8 protein-coding genes, 1 tRNA gene and 2 pseudogenes are annotated in these 19769 nt (G+C 64.4%); 7 read left to right on the top strand and 4 right to left on the bottom strand.

Annotated elements, in window-relative coordinates; genetic code table 11:
* Window positions 1-1591: 1591 nt before the first annotated feature.
* The 4 genes and pseudogenes from KBX63_RS35000 to KBX63_RS04655 form a co-directional block, all read left to right on the top strand.
* Window positions 1592-1870 (top strand): annotated as a pseudogene (locus KBX63_RS35000) (DUF4062 domain-containing protein); the annotation flags it as partial.
* Window positions 1871-2088: 218 nt separating this feature from the next.
* Window positions 2089-2391, top strand: a complete 303-nt coding sequence (locus KBX63_RS04665; protein WP_185755210.1) for a transposase — start codon at window positions 2089-2091, stop codon at window positions 2389-2391.
* Window positions 2388-3284: an IS3 family transposase gene (locus KBX63_RS04660; RefSeq protein WP_210908496.1), complete on the top strand. Its 897-nt coding sequence runs from the start codon at window positions 2388-2390 to the stop codon at window positions 3282-3284. Before KBX63_RS04665 ends, KBX63_RS04660 begins: the two co-directional genes overlap by 4 nt.
* A gap of 114 nt (window positions 3285-3398) precedes the next feature.
* Window positions 3399-4349, top strand: a complete 951-nt coding sequence (locus KBX63_RS04655) for a tetratricopeptide repeat protein (RefSeq protein ID WP_247661632.1) — start codon at window positions 3399-3401, stop codon at window positions 4347-4349.
* Window positions 4350-4358: 9 nt separating this feature from the next.
* Here the strand turns inward: KBX63_RS04655 and KBX63_RS04650 are convergent, their stop codons facing one another.
* The 3 genes from KBX63_RS04650 to KBX63_RS04640 form a co-directional block, all read right to left on the bottom strand.
* A complete protein-coding gene (locus tag KBX63_RS04650) occupies window positions 4359-4967 on the bottom strand; it encodes a metallophosphoesterase (protein ID WP_210908495.1) in 609 nt (202 codons plus the stop codon).
* Window positions 4964-5746, bottom strand: coding sequence for a nucleotidyltransferase domain-containing protein (locus KBX63_RS04645; RefSeq protein WP_307871612.1), 783 nt, complete (start codon window positions 5744-5746; stop codon window positions 4964-4966). The genes KBX63_RS04650 and KBX63_RS04645 overlap by 4 nt, the downstream gene beginning before the upstream one ends.
* Window positions 5747-5820: 74 nt before the next feature.
* Window positions 5821-6957, bottom strand: coding sequence for a hypothetical protein (locus KBX63_RS04640; RefSeq protein ID WP_210908494.1), 1137 nt, complete (start codon window positions 6955-6957; stop codon window positions 5821-5823).
* A gap of 242 nt (window positions 6958-7199) precedes the next feature.
* On the opposite strand from KBX63_RS04640, the pseudogene KBX63_RS36650 reads away from it, so the two are divergent.
* Window positions 7200-7492 (top strand): annotated as a pseudogene (locus tag KBX63_RS36650) (IS701 family transposase); the annotation flags it as partial.
* Between the two features lie 331 nt (window positions 7493-7823).
* Here the strand turns inward: KBX63_RS36650 and KBX63_RS04635 are convergent.
* A tRNA-Arg gene (locus tag KBX63_RS04635) sits at window positions 7824-7904 on the bottom strand.
* Between the two features lie 684 nt (window positions 7905-8588).
* Between KBX63_RS04635 and KBX63_RS04630 the strand changes: the two genes are divergently transcribed.
* Window positions 8589-10451, top strand: coding sequence for an AfsR/SARP family transcriptional regulator (locus KBX63_RS04630; protein ID WP_210908492.1), 1863 nt, complete (start codon window positions 8589-8591; stop codon window positions 10449-10451).
* Window positions 10452-10994: 543 nt separating this feature from the next.
* Entirely contained in the window at window positions 10995-19727 is an 8733-nt protein-coding gene (locus KBX63_RS04625) for a DNRLRE domain-containing protein (protein ID WP_210908491.1), read from the top strand.
* Window positions 19728-19769: the final 42 nt, after the last annotated feature.

The following is a 19769-nucleotide window of genomic DNA, read 5'->3' as shown; positions in this document are numbered from 1 at the left end:
GGTGTAGCTAGCCCGCAGCCATACCGGCTGGTCTTGAGGGGCTCCAGGCGCGGCCGGGTCGGGGTTGCAGGTTCAACGGTCGCGCTTTCAGGATACGGCCCTCACCAGTGGAAACGTGGATCACGGCCTTGACTCGCTTTGACGACCGGGATGGGCCTTCCCGGTGCTTGGGACGTGGTGCTCGGTGGTGCTCCTACGTTCACGACTGCGCTCGTGGCCACTGTGTCCCGGTGCAGTGTCGGCTACTCCACTGGCGGCGGCGCGGCCTACGTGTCCTTGAAAACCTGATGAGGGCCGAGCTGCGCGAGGCGGGGAGCTCACGCGGCGCTGATCTAGCCGGCTTCGCCCTCAAGCTCCCTGCGGCGCTTCTCTGCCCAGGCCCGGATGTCGGCCGTCGCCCACACCCGCCCCACGGTCAGGTGCGCGATCGGCTCAGGGAAGTCGGGACGGTCTGCGAGTGTGTTTGCTCGCTGCCTGGACACACCGAGGAAGGCCGCTATCTCGGCCATCGCCATAACATCCCCGGTCATCAGTGCCGACCATCCGACCGGGGCGGTTTACGACATGTCACCCTACCCCCTTGACGGGTCGTAAACCCACCGGCGAGAGTCGGCGCATGCCCATATGGAGAGCACCTAAACCCGTACCGCTCGCACCCATCCATCGCCCGGTGTGGCGGCGCTGGTTCCGCCGAAATTGCTCCTGCGGACTGAGGTGGAAGACGTGCCCCGACAGGCGGCTGGCCGTGCCCGTCGAGCCTCAGGGGATCGAGCCGCCCAGGCGGACCGACTCGCCCCGTTGGAATCAGCAGACCGAGATCATGTGGGTCGGAAACGGGCTCACGAGAGGGCAGGCGTACCGCGCGAACGGCGGCCGGCATGCGTGAGCACCTACCCATCCGCCCCATGTGGCTGTGTCGCGTCTGCGCGCAGCCCTGGCCGTGCGGGGAGGCTCGTTTGAGACTTTCTGCCGAATACGTGAACGATCAGGTAGCGCTGAGCATCTACCTGGCGTCAATGCTCGGCGAGGCCGCCGACGACCTGCGCAAGCTCAATCCCGAGCCTGGGCCAGATCACGTGCTCCTGTTCCGAAGGTTCCTTGGCTGGACAAGGCAGGGCGAGAGTCCAGACCAGGCAGGCGAATAGGAGTGCGTCATCCGCTACCCACCCTTCGAACCGCCCTGCGCCTTGCGCATGATCACGCATCGCCACGGGCAGCCTCACGCCAGATCCACTCTGGACGGCCAGCGTCGCTCAACCTCGCTAACTCCGTCAAGCCGTTCGATCTTGGCCAGGAACCGGCATTCGTCGCACCACGTACAACAACTATGGGTGATGGCAAGGTTGAGGGGCAGGAACCCGATCCCGGTTTGGAGGGTGGTGTCGGGAAAGAGTCGGTTAGGTCCACTCGCCGGGCGGGCGGCACCGGGGGGCCGATGCCGTGCGGCGCGCGACGGTGACCTCCAGGTCGATGGAGAAACATCCGCCCAGAGGTCGGACACGCCTACCGTTCTACGGCAGCCATGGGACTGCCAATTCGGTCGGTTGCACCCGCCGTTGCTTAGTGGGACTGTGCGACTATCGTCCGTTCCATGGTCGATGCACTGCCGCTCCGGATTTTCCTAGCGTCGCCCGGCGACCTTGAGCACGAGCGCGAGGTCGTCCGTGCTTGCGTTGATGAGCACAACGCCCGGCGAAGGGGCCAGAGCAGCGTCACCTACGAGGTGGTCGGGTGGGACCGCGTCAGAGGGACGGCGAGGCGGCCGCAGGAGGCGATCAACGAGCTCATCAGCGAAAGCCACTTTTTGGTGGCAATGTTCAAGGGAGCGTGGGGCAGTGAGCCCGGTAGCCCTTGGGGATACTCTTCCGGTACGGAGGAAGAAGTATTCACGGGTCTCCTCGAACTCGGCCGCGCCGAGCAGCCGATGCGGGATGTATGGATTGCCTTCCTGAAGCATGACTCACCCGCTGATCCGATTGTGAGTCTTCGGGAGCAGATGTCCCGTCACCTGGGCCTGCCCCGTTTTGACGGACATCCGAGATCAGGGGACCTGGGGTCTCCGGGAGGATGTCCAGCATCATGGAGAGCATGGGAAAGAAGCGGCCACGGCCTCGGCGTTCGTTCACGCCGGAGTTCAAGGCCGAGATCGTCGAGTTGTGCCAGCGTGGTGACCGCACGCTGCGGCAGGTCAGCCAGGACTTCGACCTGACCGAGACGGCAGTGCGTGAGTGGGTCAAGCAGGCCGAACTCGACACCGGCGTCCGCGCCGACGGGCTGACCACCGACGAACGGGCCGAACTCGCACAGCTGCGCAAAGAGAACCGCAGGCTGCGCGAAGACGTCGATGTGCTCAAACGGGCGACGGCTTTCTTCGCGAAGGAGACCCGGTGAACGTCTTCCCGTTCATCGCCGCGGAGCAGGCCGGCAAGCACAGCGTCAAACGTGCCTGCGAACTGCTCGAGGTCTCCCGATCCGCCTACTACCAGCAGAAAACCGGCGCCCAGTCGCAGCGCGAGCGGGTCGATGCCCGGCTCACCGACAAGATCACCGTGCTGCACGAACAGTCTAAGGGCACCTACGGGGCACCCCGGATCCACGCTGACCTCACCGAGCAGGGGCTACGGCACGGCCGCAAACGCGTCGCCCGGCTGATGCGCACCGCCGGACTCGCCGGCAAGAGCCCACGCCGCTGGCGCACGACCACAATCCCGGATCCGGCCGCTGAACTCCGGCCTGACCTGGTCGGCCGCGACTTCCGTGTTGATCCTGGCGTCATCGATACCCGCTGGTGCGGCGACATCACCTACATCAACACATGGCAGGGCTGGCTCTACCTGGCCACCGTCATCGATCTCGCATCACGCCGGGTCGTCGGCTGGGCCGTGGCCGACAACCTGAGGACCGACTTGGTCGACGCCGCCCTCGCCGACGCTCTCGCACGCCGCCGACCCGAGCCCGGGCTGGTGTTTCATTCCGACCGCGGCACGCAATACGTCAGCGCCCAGCACGCCCGCCTCGCACACCGTCACGACATCCGCCTGTCCGTCGGCCGGCGCGGACAGTGCTGGGACAACGCAGTCGCCGAGTCGTTCTTCGCCACCATCAAAACCGAACTCCTGCACCGCCAGGCCTGGCGCACGCACCAAGCCGCCCGACAGGCCATATTCGAATACATCGAGGGCTGGTACAACACCCGCCGCCGACACTCAACCCTCGGCTACCTCAGCCCTGCGGCTTTCGAGGCCACCAGCTCACAACCGCTACCGATCGACCAAGCCGCCTAACTAAGATCAACACAACGACCCTGTCCGTCGAAACGGGTCAAGCCCAACCACTCGGTGATGTACGAGGCGGTAGCGGACGCCCGAGAGCTAAAGAACAAGCTAAAGGAGCGCCTCTTGACATGGGAGGTGCTGGCGAGTTCCAAGATTCCCCGGCATATTGAGCTGCTTCCGTCGTCTGGACGGGACGTCTTGCACGCGGCCAACTTACGGCTGCGTGGCGAGAAGCTGGTCGAGCTTGGTCAGGCCGACGCCGGGAGGATCGCACTGAGAGAAGCCGCGACCTTGGGCGGACCAGGCGAGCACTTGGCGTATGCCAGATTCCTGGCAAGGGACGGCGACTTCGACGGTGCGTACGCCTCGACACAGCACGCGATCGATCAGATTCTAGATGGCGCTTCACACCTGTATTCGCCGCTTGCGGCGGAAGCGTTCGCAGCTCAGGCCGGATTGCTACGACGGGTAGGACGTGATGTCGATGCCATCGGCCGGCTTAGGCAAGCACTAACCCTCCTCGACGAACGCGATGCTTTCGGCCAGAAGGTCCGATGCCGCATTCTCGATGAACTTGGGCTCGCGTACTTAAAGGTTGACGACCTTCCGATGGCTCGACGGAACTTCGACGATGCATTGATGGCCAGACGACACGCTGGGAACGAGCTGGATGTGTGCCAATCGCTAGTCAACCTTGCGAGGCTGGAGGTACGTGCAAAAAACCTGCAGATGGCCGCCGACTATGCGGACGAGGCAGTCATGACGCTGCGCGGCATGCCTCCGACTGCGCTGCATGCCAACGCCGAGGTGCTCGGCGCCCAGGTGCGTCTTCGGCAGGGCCAGCCCAACGACGGCTTGCCATTTGGTGAGCGGGCGCTGTCTCTAAACCGCCAGATCGGAAACAGACGTGGTGAGGCAATCTCGCTGAAGCTGCTTGCGCAGTGTTACCGCGCGTCTGGGCGGCGAGTTGAGGCAGAAGCGTACGCACGGGCATGTCTTGAGCTAAACGAATCGATGCGCAATACGCAGGGCGTGCAAGAGGCACAGTGGATCCTTGATCATCTCAATGAGTGATCAAAAGGTTCACCCGATCAAAACGGCACCCCTGGCATCGACTTGGACGACGTCGCGGCTGGGCCACAAAAGAGCGCTAAGTCGACCGGACTCGTCCCCGCAGCCGGTGTCGAGTTGCGCGGAGTTGTGCCCTACGCGTGCCAACTCCCCGACGGGAAGATGCCCGCTGATTCGGAACTTGTCCGCAGACGCGAGAGGCGGCATGTGTTGGGCGATCAGGTCGTCCGTCTCGTAGGTCTGAGGCATGCTTCGTAACGCTTCCAAGTGTTCGCTTGGAAATCTTGCCCTGAAGTCTCTGAGGACATCCGCGCCTACCCTCCCGTTCACGTATGAACGGATCGTCATCGCTCCGCCCATCTTGAGAAACGCAGCCAGGTCCTCGGTCTTAAACGCTTCAAGCAACACGGACTCATGGTTGCCTGCGAGGAGGGTCGCGCGGCCGGTCCGCGATTGCTCAAGGAGCTCGCGCATGACCGCGGCGGAATCCGGGCCCTTGTTGATGTAGTCGCCTAGGAACACCATGTGCGGTCCGCCGCGAGAGCTGAGCAGATCACAAAGGCCTCGGAGGGCGTCCACGTTCCCGTGAACGTCGCCGACGAACGCAACCTCGACATTCACAGCAGAATCTTCTCCACTTCGGCGTAGTCGGATCCGTTCCCGGTGGCACCGAGTGCCATGAAGGCCATCGAAAGTGTGTCGCTCGGTCGACCCCACTCGTTGACGACGGTGGCCTCGAGGGAGCCGTTCTCGCTCAAGGGAAACTCGCCGACGAGCCTGCGCAGCCAGGACAAACAGTCGGTCAAGTCGGCAACGGTCGGCTCGCCCTTCTGCCGCGAAGCCAGAAGTTGTGCAAGATTCACATCGTTGTGGCGGATCGCCAGCTCGCGAACCGAGAAACATGGATTGCCTGCGGCGATAGACTGTGCGTAGAGGCAGCTGCGCAGCAAATAGCGGGCCTGCCTCAGAAGACCTGGAAGATACTTAGGCAGGTCGCGATCCAGGCTGGTGAATAGCGTCGACATCTCTCGCGCCCGTGAGAAAAGCCGCCCGGTGTCGACCTCACCCATCGACGCGACGGCTTGGGCCAGCTTCCCGTGTTTGTCCCAAACAATCTTCGCGTCTCGCTTGAGATGAGACCCGAATAGGGTGCTGATGCCGGTCTCCAATTGTTGGACGGTGTAGTAGCTGACGCTTACTACACCGGAGTAGGCGCTGGCACGAGCTCTGGCCACCAGCGCTAGAACGTCCAAGTCGGAGCCGGGTACAGCGTCCCCGCGTGCTTGGCTTCCGTAGACCAGAAGGGCTTCGACATCTGCAGGAAGGCCAGGGAAAGTCCTTAGAATTTCGTTGGGTACACCCAACTTCAGCAGCGCGGCAACGGCATCGTCCCGCGTCACGTTCGACCGACCCTTCCGTGATGGTTGCCGAGATATTCCGATTCGGCGTAGCAGATGACGAACGAACTGTCCATCTACGTACCCTGCGAATCGACTATGCGGTTTGTGAGTTCGACGGTGGCGAGGTAGGTCCAGAAAATCCAATCGAGGTAGAAATCATCGTAATCGCGCTTCTGCTTTGCATCTTGATGGCGCACATGGAAGTTGTTGGCGATGTCAAAAAGCGCCCCCCGGTCGCTCTTGGCGAGTGCATCGGCAAGGACACTGTGCCGACGTTCCTCAAGTACCAGAGCTAGGGCAGCAATGGCTGATCGTTTTTGGTTGCGGTCGGCTCCACGTTGTCTGAAGAGCGCTAACGCATGGCGGACCTGATCGGCAGGGCCGCTATCCTTGCGGCTTGCAACTGCGTGCATTAGTTCAGTCCGAGCGTCGTCAGTAACGCTGACTAACCTTCCGACGTCGTCACCCTCGTCAGCTAGTCTCAGGCCGAAGTCGCTTCGAACCAGGATCTTGTTTACTCGCCATCGATAAACCATACGTCCCGGCTCTGCCTCAAACGTCACATGATGCCAACCGCAGCCCGCGTAATTGTGCAGACGCCGCGTCGTCGGGAGAGAGACATGGTCGTGCAATAGTTCCACAACGTCAAAGAACAAATCGATGTCCCCGCCCAGGGTAGTCTGATTCAAGGGCCAGACCTGTTTGACGCCCAGCTCTCGTTCGAAAAGCGCGTCAGCCGAATCATCACGAGGGTCGTCGACGCAGTCCTTGCCAAATCGATTCTCAAAGTAGCCAGCACCGTCAAGCTCATTGACAAGATGAACGAACTCTCGTATAGCGGCTGTTTCGCTTAGAACGGCGCTGTGACGTTGGCCAGCTTTACGCTCGCGCCAGTAGGGGCGCCGCCACGATCCATCCTCGTGAAGCTGATCGGCGTTACTCAGGAGGTTGCGTAGGAACTGTTGCCTCGCGGTCAACGACGACGCCTTCGAGGGGGGGCTTCCCCATGTGTGGTCGCCGTCGATGGTATCGCGAAACTCCGCAGCCGGACCTCCTGCATAGCCGCCGGCGAACGCATGTTCCAGCATCATTTCGACATTTTCGTTCCAACTGTCCCTAGCGCGCTGATTTAGCAGCTTCGCTGCCTGGGCCTTGAACAGCTTGCGCGGCCAAACTAGCTGGAAGTCTGCCTCGGAAAAGCGGGATATCACCGCTTCATCCTCTCGCACCTGCAAGCGCCGAGCCACAGAAGGTAGATGCGCGTTGCGTGGTTGCATCCATGGGAGTGGTGTGCGAATTGCCCTTCATTGGGCGTGTTGCGTAGATGAGAGACAGTCATCGCGTCGATCCTTCAAGACGACCAAGTCCGAGAAGAGGGAACGCGATGGCCGCATCTGAGAGTGCGAACCCTGTTGACCTGCTGTGCGAGCAGATCGCCAAGGCCCTGCTGGCTCGGGCCCTCGACGCCGGGGTGCCAGTCGGGTGGATCACCGGCGACGAAGCTTACGGGCAGGTCAAGAGTCTGCGGGTCTGGCTGGAAGAGCGTGATGTGGGCTATGTGCGGGCCACCCGCCGCAACGTCGACATGGTCACTACCAGCATGGGCACCTGCCGCGCCGACCAGCTGATCGCCGCCCTACCCGCCCAGGCATGGTGCCGACTCTCCGCCGGCGCCGGCGCGCACGGCCCCGCGACTACGACTGGGCCCGCATACCAATCCGCATCTGCTGGCCACCCACGCCTGGCTCGCCGCCACGAAAACCGTTGCCGTAAAAGGGGAACCGGCCCTGGCGAGGTGCCTACGCCACCGAACGCGCTACGACGAAACCATCGCATGGCCACGGACCAACAACGCCGACCGGCCGGCGGCTTGACGCGTTAGCGACGTGGGATGTCTAAACCGTGTGTGGCAGGTGCGACTCGGAGGCGATGGACCCCTTGCGAACCGAGAGGGACAGGCTAGGACGTAGGCCACGCTCGTCGTACGAGCACCAATCGAGCAACATGCCCCCATAGGGGACGAACGACAAGAGGCGCCTGACCCCTATTGCGGCAGGTCAAACGCCTCCTGATCTTGTGCGCCCGAAGGGACTCGAACCCCTAACCTTCTGATCCGGAGTCCGAAGGACGCATCCCACCGGTTCGTTCGCCCAGGCGCACCAGCATGATCGTTCCTTCTTGGGCTGACCGGGTGGCGCGGCCCCGGAGGCGGCCGGTCGCTGAGGCGCCTTAACGCGAGGATCGCACTCCGAGCGCCCCGTGCCCTCAGCCTGGACGAGCGCAGCCGGTTGTAGCCCTCGGAATCTGCTCGGTGAGTCGTGGGCAGGCCCGGATAGCACTGGTCAAAGTCGGGCAGCGGTGGGTACCGGGCGTCGCTGGGCGATGATCGCGTGCTCGGTGTGGTGCTCCAACGGTCGGGGCAACGGCGGCTGACAAGGGTGGGCGAGGGTGGGCACTCCTCGGTACTCGTGGGTATCCGCTGGCAGGTAGGCTGTGCACTCGCGCCCTCGTAGCTCAGGGGATAAAGCATCGGTTTCCTAAACTTAAGCTCATCGATCGCTGGTGGGCGTGTGACCTGCTGCTCCTTCGTCTTGGCCGCCGACTGCGGGGTCGCATTCGCGTGGTTGCTGCTCGTTACGTCGGTCATCAGTCGGAGGTTGACGGGCAGCGGCTACCACGCCGCGCGGGCGGGCGGGAGCGCTTTCTGGGGCGTGTCTGTTACGTCAACACGCCGTCTCACCATATAGACGATCATCACTTTTTGTGGTCGTCAGGATGCCTTGTTGTGCCGCGAAAGCCCCGTTTAGCCTGGGCGCCCGAAGGTCAGCGGGGGAGCGGCGAGATGCAACTGGAAATTCGACTATTGGGCACCGTGGAGTTGAGTGTTGACGGCCAGCTCGTCACGCCGGGCGCGGGGAACCGACGGGCGGTGCTGGCCGGGCTCGCGCTGGCGGCGAACCGGTCCGTGTCGTTGAGCCGATTGGCCGAGATGGTCTGGGCCGGCGCCCCACCGCCGTCTGCGGTGGCGAATCTCCGTTCGCATGCAGCCGGGCTTCGCCGGGTGCTGGGCGACCGGTTGGTCGCCCGCCCCAATGCGTACGAGTTGCGACTGGCGCCGCACGAGCTGGACGTCATCGAGTTCCAACGGCTGGCAGAAGTAGGTCGAGGCCGCGCGGCCACCGAGGATCCGATTGGCGTCATTCCGACGCTGACCGCAGCACTGGCACACTGGCGCGGTGTGGCCGGCGACGGCCTGCCGCGCGGCACAGCATTGGACAATCGCTGGGCGAGCCTGGACGAGGAACGGCTCCAAGTCTTCGAGGAGCTGGCCGAAGCGCGGTTAGCGGCCGGGAGACACGGCGACCTGCTCTCCGAGCTACGCGAACATCTGGCTGCCCACCCGCTGCGGGAGCGGGCGTGGGGGCAACTGATACTCGCCCTCTACCGTTGCGGAGACGTTCCAGCCGCACTTACCGCCTATCGGGATGCTCACACCACGATCGGCGAGCAGCTCGGCATCGAGCCCGGTGAGGAACTCAGCGCAATGCACCGGGCGATACTCGGCCGGGCACCCGAAGTCTCGTACACACCGCCGCCCGCTGTGATCGCCAGGGCACCGACGCCGGCCGTCGAGACCAGGTCCGACGGTGTCGTCGGCTGGACGGTGCCCCGCGAGTTGCCGGCGGACCTGGTCACCTTCGTCGGTGGTACCGCAGAGATCGCGGACGTCGTGGCGACGGTGACCACAGCTACCCCCGCCGTCATGGTCGTCACCGGCCCGGCCGGCAGCGGCAAGACGGCGCTCGCTGTGCGCGCCGCCCACGTAGCGGCCACCGATTTCCCCGACGGACAGGTCTTCGTCGACCTCGGGTACCGGGCCTCGGTGACGCCGGACGAGGTGTTGGCCCGGGTGCTGCGCGCTCTGGGTGTCGCGCCAGCCGACGTGCCGAAAGGCGCCGACGAGCAGGCCGGACGGTTCCGCTCACTCGCCGCCGGACGCCGGCTCCTGCTGGTCGTGGACGGGGTCACCCGGGCGGCGCAGGTGCGGCCCCTGCTGCCGGCTGGACCTGGTCCAGCCCTGATCGTGGTCGGGCAACGGCATCTGGGCAGTCTCGAGGGGGTGCATCGTGTCGCCCTCCCGCCGCTTGGTGCCACTCGGGCTCGCGAACTGCTGGCCGCGCTCGCCGGTTCGGCCCGACTGGCAGCGGATCCGGCCAGCACCGCCGAGTTGGTCAGGATCTGCGCCGGGTCGGTGCTCGCGCTCCGGATCGTCGGTACGAGGCTGGCGAGGTGGCCGGGGATGTCAGTGGGCACGCTCGTCGGCCAGCTCGGTGATGGCCGGGGCCGGCTGGACCTGCTGACCTACGAGGATCTGTCGGTGCGGGCCAGTCTGGCGACCGGCGTCGCGGTGGTCCGCTCCGAGGACGAGGTGGCAGGTCGGCTCTTCGAACTGCTCGGCGCGTCCCCGGAGGCCCCGGCGATGGTGGACCGGGCCGCCACGCACCTCGGCGTCTCCAGCCAGCGGGTGCGCCAGGCTCTTGAGGACTTGGTCGAGGCGCACCTGCTCTACCGGGACGGGCCAGGCGGCTACCGACTACCCGCACTGGTCGGCGACTATGCCGCCGAATTGGCCGCCGTGCCGTCCGCGTTGGCGCACCCACTGATTAGCGGCCCGCCCATTACCCTGCTCCCCAGATCGGCGTGAGATCGGGTTGCGACACCTCTCGCGCCCATGTTCGTAGTGGCCCAATTTCCACCCCTCGCGTCAGGTCAACAGCACTAGGAGCGAACACCTCACCTACCTCGCTAGGGCCACAGCTGGCCGGTGCACTGGGCCCAGCCGGGTGGGCCCAGGCTGCAATCTTTGCCTTCGTCCGACCGCAGATGGGGGCAATCGAGGCAGGCGAGGTCGTCCCCTGAGGCGCTCCGTTGTGATGACCACTGCTGGTGTCGCGCCGAGGTTCGCGCCGCCGATTGGTCGCGCCGGTCGTCGGCGAGCAGCACACGCCTGAGGCGGGCGTGCGGACGCCAGCGTTCCTGCGGGCACAGGGTAGCGGCCGTCGCCGACGTCGTGACGATCCGCCTGCTGTCGTACCCGCTGGTACTGAGGGCTCTGCAGGCCGTGGACGGTTGCAACAGCGACAGAAATAGCACCTGTCGCCCACCATATATCGTAAATATAGGTGATCGTGTATCCCCCCGCGAGATCCTTACCCATCGTGTCTGCCTGTAGACCGGAGGGTGACGGGTGAAGAAGAAAGCGAGAGGTCCCCTGATCGGGGGTCTGGTGCTGGCCATGGTGGCCACGCTCGGCGGGATGGAGGTCCTACCGGACCAGGATCCCCAACGCGCCGGCCAGGCGGCCAGCGCCGAGGACGAGGGCCTGCTGTCCCGGCTGGGCAACGCCGCGCGTGGCCTGGTCGACGGCGGGCCGCGCAAGGCGAAGCCCGAGGTGGTGAGTGCCGGGTTGGCGGTGCACGAGAAGCCGCCCGCAGCGAAGAACTGGCCGCCGCAGAAGCGGGTCAAGGAGCTCACCGGCAAGCGGACCACGAACAGCAAGGTCTACCAGCTCTCCGACGGGCGTACCCAGGCGGAGATCTCGGCGGTGCCGCTGCACTACCGGGACGCCAAGGGTAGGTTCCAGCCGATTGACACGAAGGTCCGCCCGACCACGGAGAAGAAGGGCTACGTCCAAGGCAACCGGACGAACGCCTTCACCAGTCTCTTCGGGGACAGCACCGATGAGCTGGTCCGGTTCGAGCGGGACGGTCGCAGCATCGAGCTGGGCCTCGCTGGCGCGGCGAAGGATGTGACGCCGAAGGTCTCCGGCTCCACGGTCACCTACCCGGGGCTCGCTGGCGGCGCCGACGTCGTCTACGACGTCACCTCCACCGCCCTCAAGGAGAAGATCGTCCTGCACCGCGCCCCGACCGGGCCGGTGTCGTACACGTTCACCCTGGACACGGCCGGCCTCACCGCGCAGCAGCGCCAGGACGGCTCCATCGCGTTCGTGGGTCCGGACGGCGGTGAGCCGGTCTTCGTAATGCCGGCGCCGTTCATGTACGACGACAAGGACGACGCGTCGTCGCCGCACGGCAAGGTGTGGAGCGACAGGGTCTCCCAGCGCGTGCAGCAGATGTACGGGCAGACGACGGTCACGGTGTCCGCGGACGCCGCGTGGCTGGCCGACCCGGCCCGGGTCTACCCGGTGGTGATCGACCCGACCATCAAGATCCAACCGGTGCCGGCCGACGCCCAGGACGTGGCGATCTACTCGGGTGCCACCACCACGAACTACAACGGCACCTACCAGTTGAACGTGGGCACGACCGCGACGGCCGCCTGGCGTTCGTTGCTGAAGTTCAACCTGGACACGATCCCGGACAACACGTCGATCGACGACGCCCAGCTTCAGCTGTACTACTCGCAGACCCACACCGACTGGGCCTACGACGTGCCGATGCAGGCGCACCGGGTGACCGCGGACTGGACCGACGACACCGCGACGTGGGGCACCATGAGCGACAATCTCGCCGGTGCACCGGCGGCCAACACCGTCACCAAGGACGACGGCGACGCCGGCACGTCGGTGACCGGGTCGTGGCCGTATTCCGGGAACACCACGTTGACGCCGAAAGCGATCAACGGCGACTACAAGTACCACGGCAGCAGTCTGTCGACGGACACCCACACCTGGGTGCCGACCATCACCGAGTCGGGCGACTATCAGGTCGAGGTCCACTACGTGGGCGCCTCGGACCGGCCGACGAACGCCCCGTACACGGTGCACTTCTCCGGCGGGTCGAAGAAGTACACCGTCGACCAGACCACGCCGTCCAGCGCCGGCAAGTGGCTCACTCTCGGTACCCATCCGTTCGTGGCGGGCACCACCGGCAAGGTGGTACTCAACGGCGTGCCGGGCACGTCCGCGAACGCTGACGCGGTGCGGTTCACCAAGGCCGGCGCGGTCAAGAAGTACGCCAAGTCCAGCGTGTGGAACTCGTTCCCGGTGCGCAACGTGGTGCAGGAGTGGGTCAACGGCACCGCGAACTACGGGTTCATGGTCAAGGCGCTCGACGAGGCGACCAAGGGCCGCGGCGGGCCGACCTACGAGGCGTCCGAGTACGCCTACAACAACGACCGCCGGGACTTCAACCTTCCGAAGCTGACCGTCACCTACGGCCGGCCGGGTGTCACCGTGAACCCGCCGACCACGATCACCTCCACCGGCGCGGTGCTTGATTGGCCGGCCTACCAGGATCCGTCGGGGAGCACGGGCGACGACATCGTCGAGTACCAGGTGCACCGCAGCATCCACCAGAACTTCGAGCCCTCGACCGCGACGCTGATCTCGCCGGTCTCCGCGGCCACCCGCACGTACCAGGACACCACCGCGGTACCGACGGCGGCCGACAACACCGACCCGATGGCGCGCAAGTTCTACTACTACATGGTCGCGGTGAAGACCCAGGACGGTGAGGTGATCGCGGGTCCGACGCAGCAGGCGATGCTGCCGAAGGCTGGCCAGATCACCCGGATCTACCGGAATGCGGCGACCACCCCGACCGGCACTGACGGGGTCATCGACACCACCCTGTCGAAGGCCCGTCCGACCGAGAATGTGAACGTCTACGACGGTGACCCGTACGTCAGCCCGGGCAACAACTCGTCCTACTACGGCGACACCCGGGGTCTGGTCAAGTTCCCCGACCTGGCCGGGATCCCGAGCAGCGCGCAGGTGGTCGACGCGCAGCTGCGGATGTACAACACCTACCTCTACCCGGGTGACGACACCGACGAGTACGTCGACGTCTACAAGCTGACGACGGCGTTCGACGAGTCCAAGGCGACCTGGAGCACCAGCAACGGCACCACCGCGTGGCTCACCACGGGTGGGGGCGGTGACTACGACGCCAACTGGAAGGCGAGCTTCAACGGGTTCACCAACGATCCGGAGTGGGAGAACTGGAACGTCACGCCCGCAGTCAAGGGCTGGCTCACCACGCCCGCCGACAACAAGGGCTTCCTGCTGCGGCAGCGCGACGAGACGAACCTGACGGCGCGGGCGATGCTGCTGTCCTCCGAAGGTGCCGAGCCGCTGCTGCGCCCGACGCTGGAGGTCACCTACCTCGAGCAGAGCGCCGAGTCGACGTACTACGCCGCCTCGACGCCACAGACGCTGACGCCGAACGCCACGTACACCCTCCCGGTGACCGTGTCGAACCCCACGCTGGCGCCCTGGAACACCGCGGACTGGGAGCTATCCTACGACTGGAAGCGGCTGAACGAGACCGGTGACCTCGTCGACGCCACCGACGAGAGCTACGAGCTACGTACCCCGCTGCCGAAGAACGTGGTGGCCGGCGGCACGGTCGACGTCACCGCTCAGGTGAAGACCCCACCGTCGTCGACCGATGGGAACAAGCGCAGCGAGTACGTCCTGAACTGGGATCTGCGCAAGAAGCTGGACGGCAGCAAGCTGTCGGCGTCCTCGCCGATCAAGGGGCTGCCGCAGAACGTGGCGGTGGAGGAGCCGACCTCCGACCAGCTGGGTCTGGAGAAGTTCTACTCGTACGCGGGTAAGAACACCGGCGCCGGCGGCACCCTGATGAACAACCTGTTCGCCGGTAACACCGTCTGGTCGTACAACGCGCTCAGCAACCCGTCGCGGGGCCTGTCGACGTTCGTGCGGATGTCCTACAACTCGCTGGACACCACCGACTCGGTGGCCGGGGCCGGCTGGTCGCTGCAGGCGTCTTCGATGATGCGCCTGGGCACCCCCCTCGATTTCCACCCCAACCCGAACCCGACGAAGGTCACCCTGACCGACGGCGACGGCACCAGCCACTGGTTCACCTGGGACCCGGCCACCTCAGAATGGAAGAGCCCCAAGGGCGTCCATCTTTACCTGCAAAAGAACAGCCCGGTCGACTGCAAGCCCAACACGCAGGAGCGCAAGGCCTGGGTGCTGACCAAGCCGGACCGCACGCAGTTCTTCTACGACTGCGAAGGCTTCCTGTCCAGCACCGTGGACAACAACGGCAACGAAATGCTCTTCACCTACGAGGAGCGCAAGTCCAACAACAAGCCGACCAAGTTCCTCAAGTACATCACCGACCCGACCGGTCGGATCGCTCTGACCCTCGACTACTACGCCAAGGGCCAGACCTACGACTACATCGACGACACCACCTGGACCAAGGTCCGCGCGTCGTCCGGCCTCACCAACCCGAAGATCATCGACCACGTCTCGCAGATCACCGACATCTCCGGGCGAAGATTGACCTTCACGTACACGGACAAGGGTCTGCTCGGTGAGTTGATCGACGGTGCCGGCTCCACCAACGGCGCGCCCAAGGTGTTCAAGTTCGCCTACGACATGACGCAGGGGAACAAGAACGTCAAGCTGGTCAAGGTCACCGACCCGCGCGGCAACGCCACCGACCTGGCGTACCACTACCCGCAGACCGGCGACGACCCGAAGTGGCACTGGAAGACCAAGTACTACACCGACCGGATCGCCGACGACCACCTGACCCAGTTCGCCTACGTCGACCCGGACACCACCAACAACATCCAGACCACGGTCACCGACGCGGAGAACCATGCCACCGTCTACCTGATGGACGGCTACGGCCGGCCCATCCAGACCACCAACGCCAAGAACGAGACCACCAAGGTGGAATGGGATGACGACCACAACGTCAAGCGTTTCGAGGAGAACAACGGCGCGGTCTCGACCTGGCAGTACGACGCCAAGACCGGCTACCCGACCCTGATCAAGGACGCCGAAGCGGTCAAGAACGGCACGTCGGGCACCGTGTTGGCCTATCAGCATCAGCTCAACGGGTACGTCGCCGATCTCACGGAGAAAACGAGCCCGGAGGGGCGCAAATGGACATTCGGCCACGAAACCGACGGCGACCTCTCCTGGGTCGTCGACCCCATGGGCAGCACCACGTCAGACCCGGACGACTACAAGACGTCCTACACGTACGACGCGTGGGGCCAACTGCTGACGGCGACGGATGCCGGGAAGAACACCACGGTCAACAGTAGGTTCGACCTCAACGGCTACCCGCAGACCATCACCGACGCGGATAGCCGGGCCACGAATTTCGTCTACGACGAGCGCGGCAACGTGCTCAAGGTCACCGACGCGCTGAACCACGACACCCTCCAGACGTACGACACGTTCGGTCGTCCGCTGGAGAACAAGGTGGCCAAGAACCAGACCGCCAACGAGTGGATCACCACGCCGGCGCCCAAGTACGACGAGAACGACAACGTCTACGAGTCGGCGACGCCGACCGGCGCGGTGATGAAGGCGTTCTACGACGAGGCCGACCAGCTCGAGTACACGCTGGCCCCGGTCGACGAGGCGGGCGACCCGGAGCGGAAGACCTCCTACACGTTCGACAAGGTCGGCCACCTGCTGACCACGACCGAGCCGAAGGGCAACCTGACCGCCACGGCCGGGGACTTCACCACCACCAACGGCTACGACGAGATCTACCAGCTCACCAGCGTCACCAACGCCAAGGGCGAGAAGACCACATACGAGTACGACAACGTCGGCAACGTCCGGAAGGTGGTCGACCCGCGGAAGAACGCGACCGCCGACGCCCTCGACTACACCAACGTGATGGAGTACGACAAGGCGCACCGGGTCACCAGGACCACGGACGCCGCCGGCAAGTCGACCAGCCAGACCTACGACCGGGACGGACTGGTCACCGCCACGACCGACCAGCTCGGCAACACGACCGAGGTCACCCTCGACCCTCGGGGCAAGCCGAGCCAGGTGAAGGTCCCGCACAAGAACGACGCGGGCACCATCACCTACCGCACCACCAAGTACCAGTACGACGAGGTCGGCAACCAGACCAAGGTGATCAGCCCGCGGGGCGTGGCCACCCCGGACACGGACGACCCAGACGACTTCACCACGGAGAAGGTTTACGACAAGCTGAACCGGGTCAAGGAGACCCGCACCGCATACGACAAGGACGACGCCCGCTACACCACGGCGGACGTCACCACCTACGAGTACGACGAGGTGGGCCGGCTCAAGATCCTGTCGGCGCCGCCGTCGGCGGGCGAGTCAACGCGCAACAACACCACGTACACGTACTTCGACAACGGCTGGACGAAGACCAGCAGCGACCCCTGGGACATCGTCACCGCCTACGAGTACAACGAGCTCGGCGCCCAGACCACGCGGACGCTGACGCCGGCCGGAGAGAACCCCTCGAACTCGACGGCCAACCGGACCATGACCTGGACCTACTACCCCGACGGCAAGCTGAGGTCCCGCGCGGACAACGGCGTGCCGGTCGGCAAGCAGGTGGTCCTAGTCGACAACTCCGACTTCAACAACACCACCGCCACCGGCACCTGGACCGCGGCCACTACGGCCGGCAACAAGTACGGCACCAACTACGTCACCCGGGCCGCAGGGACCGGCGCGAACACCTTCACCTGGCAGTTGAACGTGCCGCAGTCCGGCACGTACGAGGTCTTCGCCCGCTACCCGACGGTCACCGGGGCGGCCACCGACGCCAAGTACACGGTGAACCACGGCGGCGGCAACACGCCGAAGACGGTCAACCAGAACACCGGCGCCGGCACTTGGGTCAGCCTCGGCTCGTACAGCTTCAACGAGGGCAACAGCCAGAAGGTATCACTGTCGGACCAGGCCACCGGCACAGTCGTGGCCGATGCGGTCAAGCTGGTCCGGGACAACACCGGTGAGGCGGACGACGAGAAGCAAAACTACGCCTACCGGTACGACCCGAACGGCAACCTCGAGACCATCACGGACTCGTCACCGGACGCCCGCGTCGACACCTACGCCGTCGACTACACCGGCCTGAACCAGGTGCAAACCGTCACCGAAAGCAAGCTCGGGGCGCTCAAAAACACCACCTCGTTCACCTACAACGAGAACAGCGCCCCACTGACCACCACGCACGACAAGCAGTACTCGGCCTACGAGTACGACGTGCGGGACAGGCTCTCGAAGGTCACCAACGGCAAGTCGCCCACCGACACCGACAAGAAGGTCACCACCTTCATGTACACCGACCGCGGCGAGAAGCTGAAGGAGACCAAGGGCAACGGCAACACCGTCGACCACACCTACTACCTCGACGGTCTGCTCAAGTACCAAGTCGAGAAGAAGCCAAACGGAGTGGTCGTCTCCGAGCACTCCATGTACTACGACCTCAACGGCAACCGCACCAAAGACGTCAACAAGAAAATGCGGGCAGACAACCATTCCGCCTACATCTTCAACACCACCGAGCACACGTACGACCCACGCGACCGGCTGATGTCCGTGACCAAGACGGGTGATACCCCCGGCACCGAAACGTACCTCCACGACGCCAACAACAACGTCATCGACCAGACCATCAAGGGCACCAGGACCACCTACAACTACGACCGCAACCGGCTGTTGACTGCCACTGTTGGCGGTGCGAAATCGTCGTACAACTACGACCCCCTCGGTCGACTAGACACCGTGACGGCAGCAGGCGCAGTCATTGAGCGCAACGTGTACGACGGCTTCGATCACATCATCGAGAACCGCAGAAAGGTGGCTGCCGGAACGGCCATCACGAAGTACACCTACGATCCGCTGGACCGGACGACGACCAAGACAACTGACGCCGGTGGCGCCAACGAGAAACCGACCACCTTCAACTACTTGGGCCTCACTTCTGAAGTACTCGACGAGGAGGTTGCCGGCAAGCTCACCAAGTCCTATCGGTACTCCCCGTGGGGTGAGCGTCTCTCCCAGGTCGCTCACCAGGAAGACGGCAGTGAAGAAGACTCCTACTACGGCTACAACCCGCACACCGACGTCGAACAGTTGACCGACGAGACAGGCGACTCGAAGGCTACGTACGGGTACACGGCCTATGGTGGTAACGACGAAGAGCAGTTCACCGGAATCGACAAGCCCGACCCGGCGGATCCGAACAAGGAACCCTACAATGCCTATCGATACAACGCGAAGCGCTGGGATCAAGGATCCGGTACCTATGATATGGGATTCCGTGACTACAATCCCGGCCTGAATCGATTCTTGTCCCGGGACAGCTATAACGGAGCCCTGGCTGACCTGCACCTCGGGCTGAATCCGTGGACGACCAACCGTTACGCGTTCGGTGGCGGCAACCCGATCAGCATGATTGAGATCGATGGCCACGTGATGGATTCAGGAGGCGGTGGGGGCGGTGGAGTGGCGCCGCCGACCTGCTCGAGTGCGACCCCGGAATACTGTCATGCGTCAGGTGGTAACGAGCTCGGCTCTTATGGGCTCGGAGTGAAGTGGCTCCTCGGGTTCGTCTCGGGCTTCCCGCAGATGGCGGCTTGTAAAAATGTCAATGCTTCCTGCCCTGGGGACAACAAGTCGGTTGAGTACTACCGAGACGGGGACGCGTTCACTGAGGGGATCCGCAAGCTGGACAGCGTCGAGCAGTCGCGCCAGGACGTTGCCGCTGCTCTCGCCAATGGACAAACATCGGGGCCGGTAAACTTCCATTACCTTGGTCAGTCGCCGGACCAGCGAAGGGAGGCGGCGAAGGACAACGGTTGGTCCATTTTGACGAACGGGCATTTGGGTATGCCCATCGAGCAGGCCTTCATAGGCTCGTATGACATGAATTGGAACCTGGTCGGATATGACGGCAGCGGGAACGCAGTGATCGAGTTTCACCTCACCAATGCAAGTACGTGGGCCTCGGCGAAACCTGATCCAGGGAAGGTCCAGAACTATCCCGGTGCGGGCGACGCCGCTCCCAGTGCCGGGAATGGTCGCGAGGCTGGCCTGGGAGAGCGGTGGCTACAGCAGTCGGTGCGGTGGCGGGAGACTTTCCCGGGTGGCACCGCACCTGACCGGCCCGGTAGATGGGAGCCTTTGCTCGAGCCTCTGAAGTACGTAAACTGGCCCTCTGTTCCCTCGATCTGGTGACGAAGGCGTGAAGGGGCCACTGGGCAGAATGAGATGTGGAAC

This window comes from Micromonospora sp. U21, from assembly GCF_018070045.1.
Classification (GTDB): domain Bacteria; phylum Actinomycetota; class Actinomycetes; order Mycobacteriales; family Micromonosporaceae; genus Micromonospora.
Note: the sequence above shows the minus strand (reverse complement) of the source record. Positions and strands in the feature narration are given on the sequence as shown.

What these genes read in the sequence shown, in the direction of transcription:
- KBX63_RS04665 (WP_185755210.1), top strand. Translation starts at nt 2,089, where the DNA reads ATGGGAAAGAAGCGGCCACGGCCTCGGCGTTCGTTCACGCCGGAGTTC.
- KBX63_RS04630 (WP_210908492.1), top strand. Translation starts at nt 8,589, where the DNA reads ATGCAACTGGAAATTCGACTATTGGGCACCGTGGAGTTGAGTGTTGAC.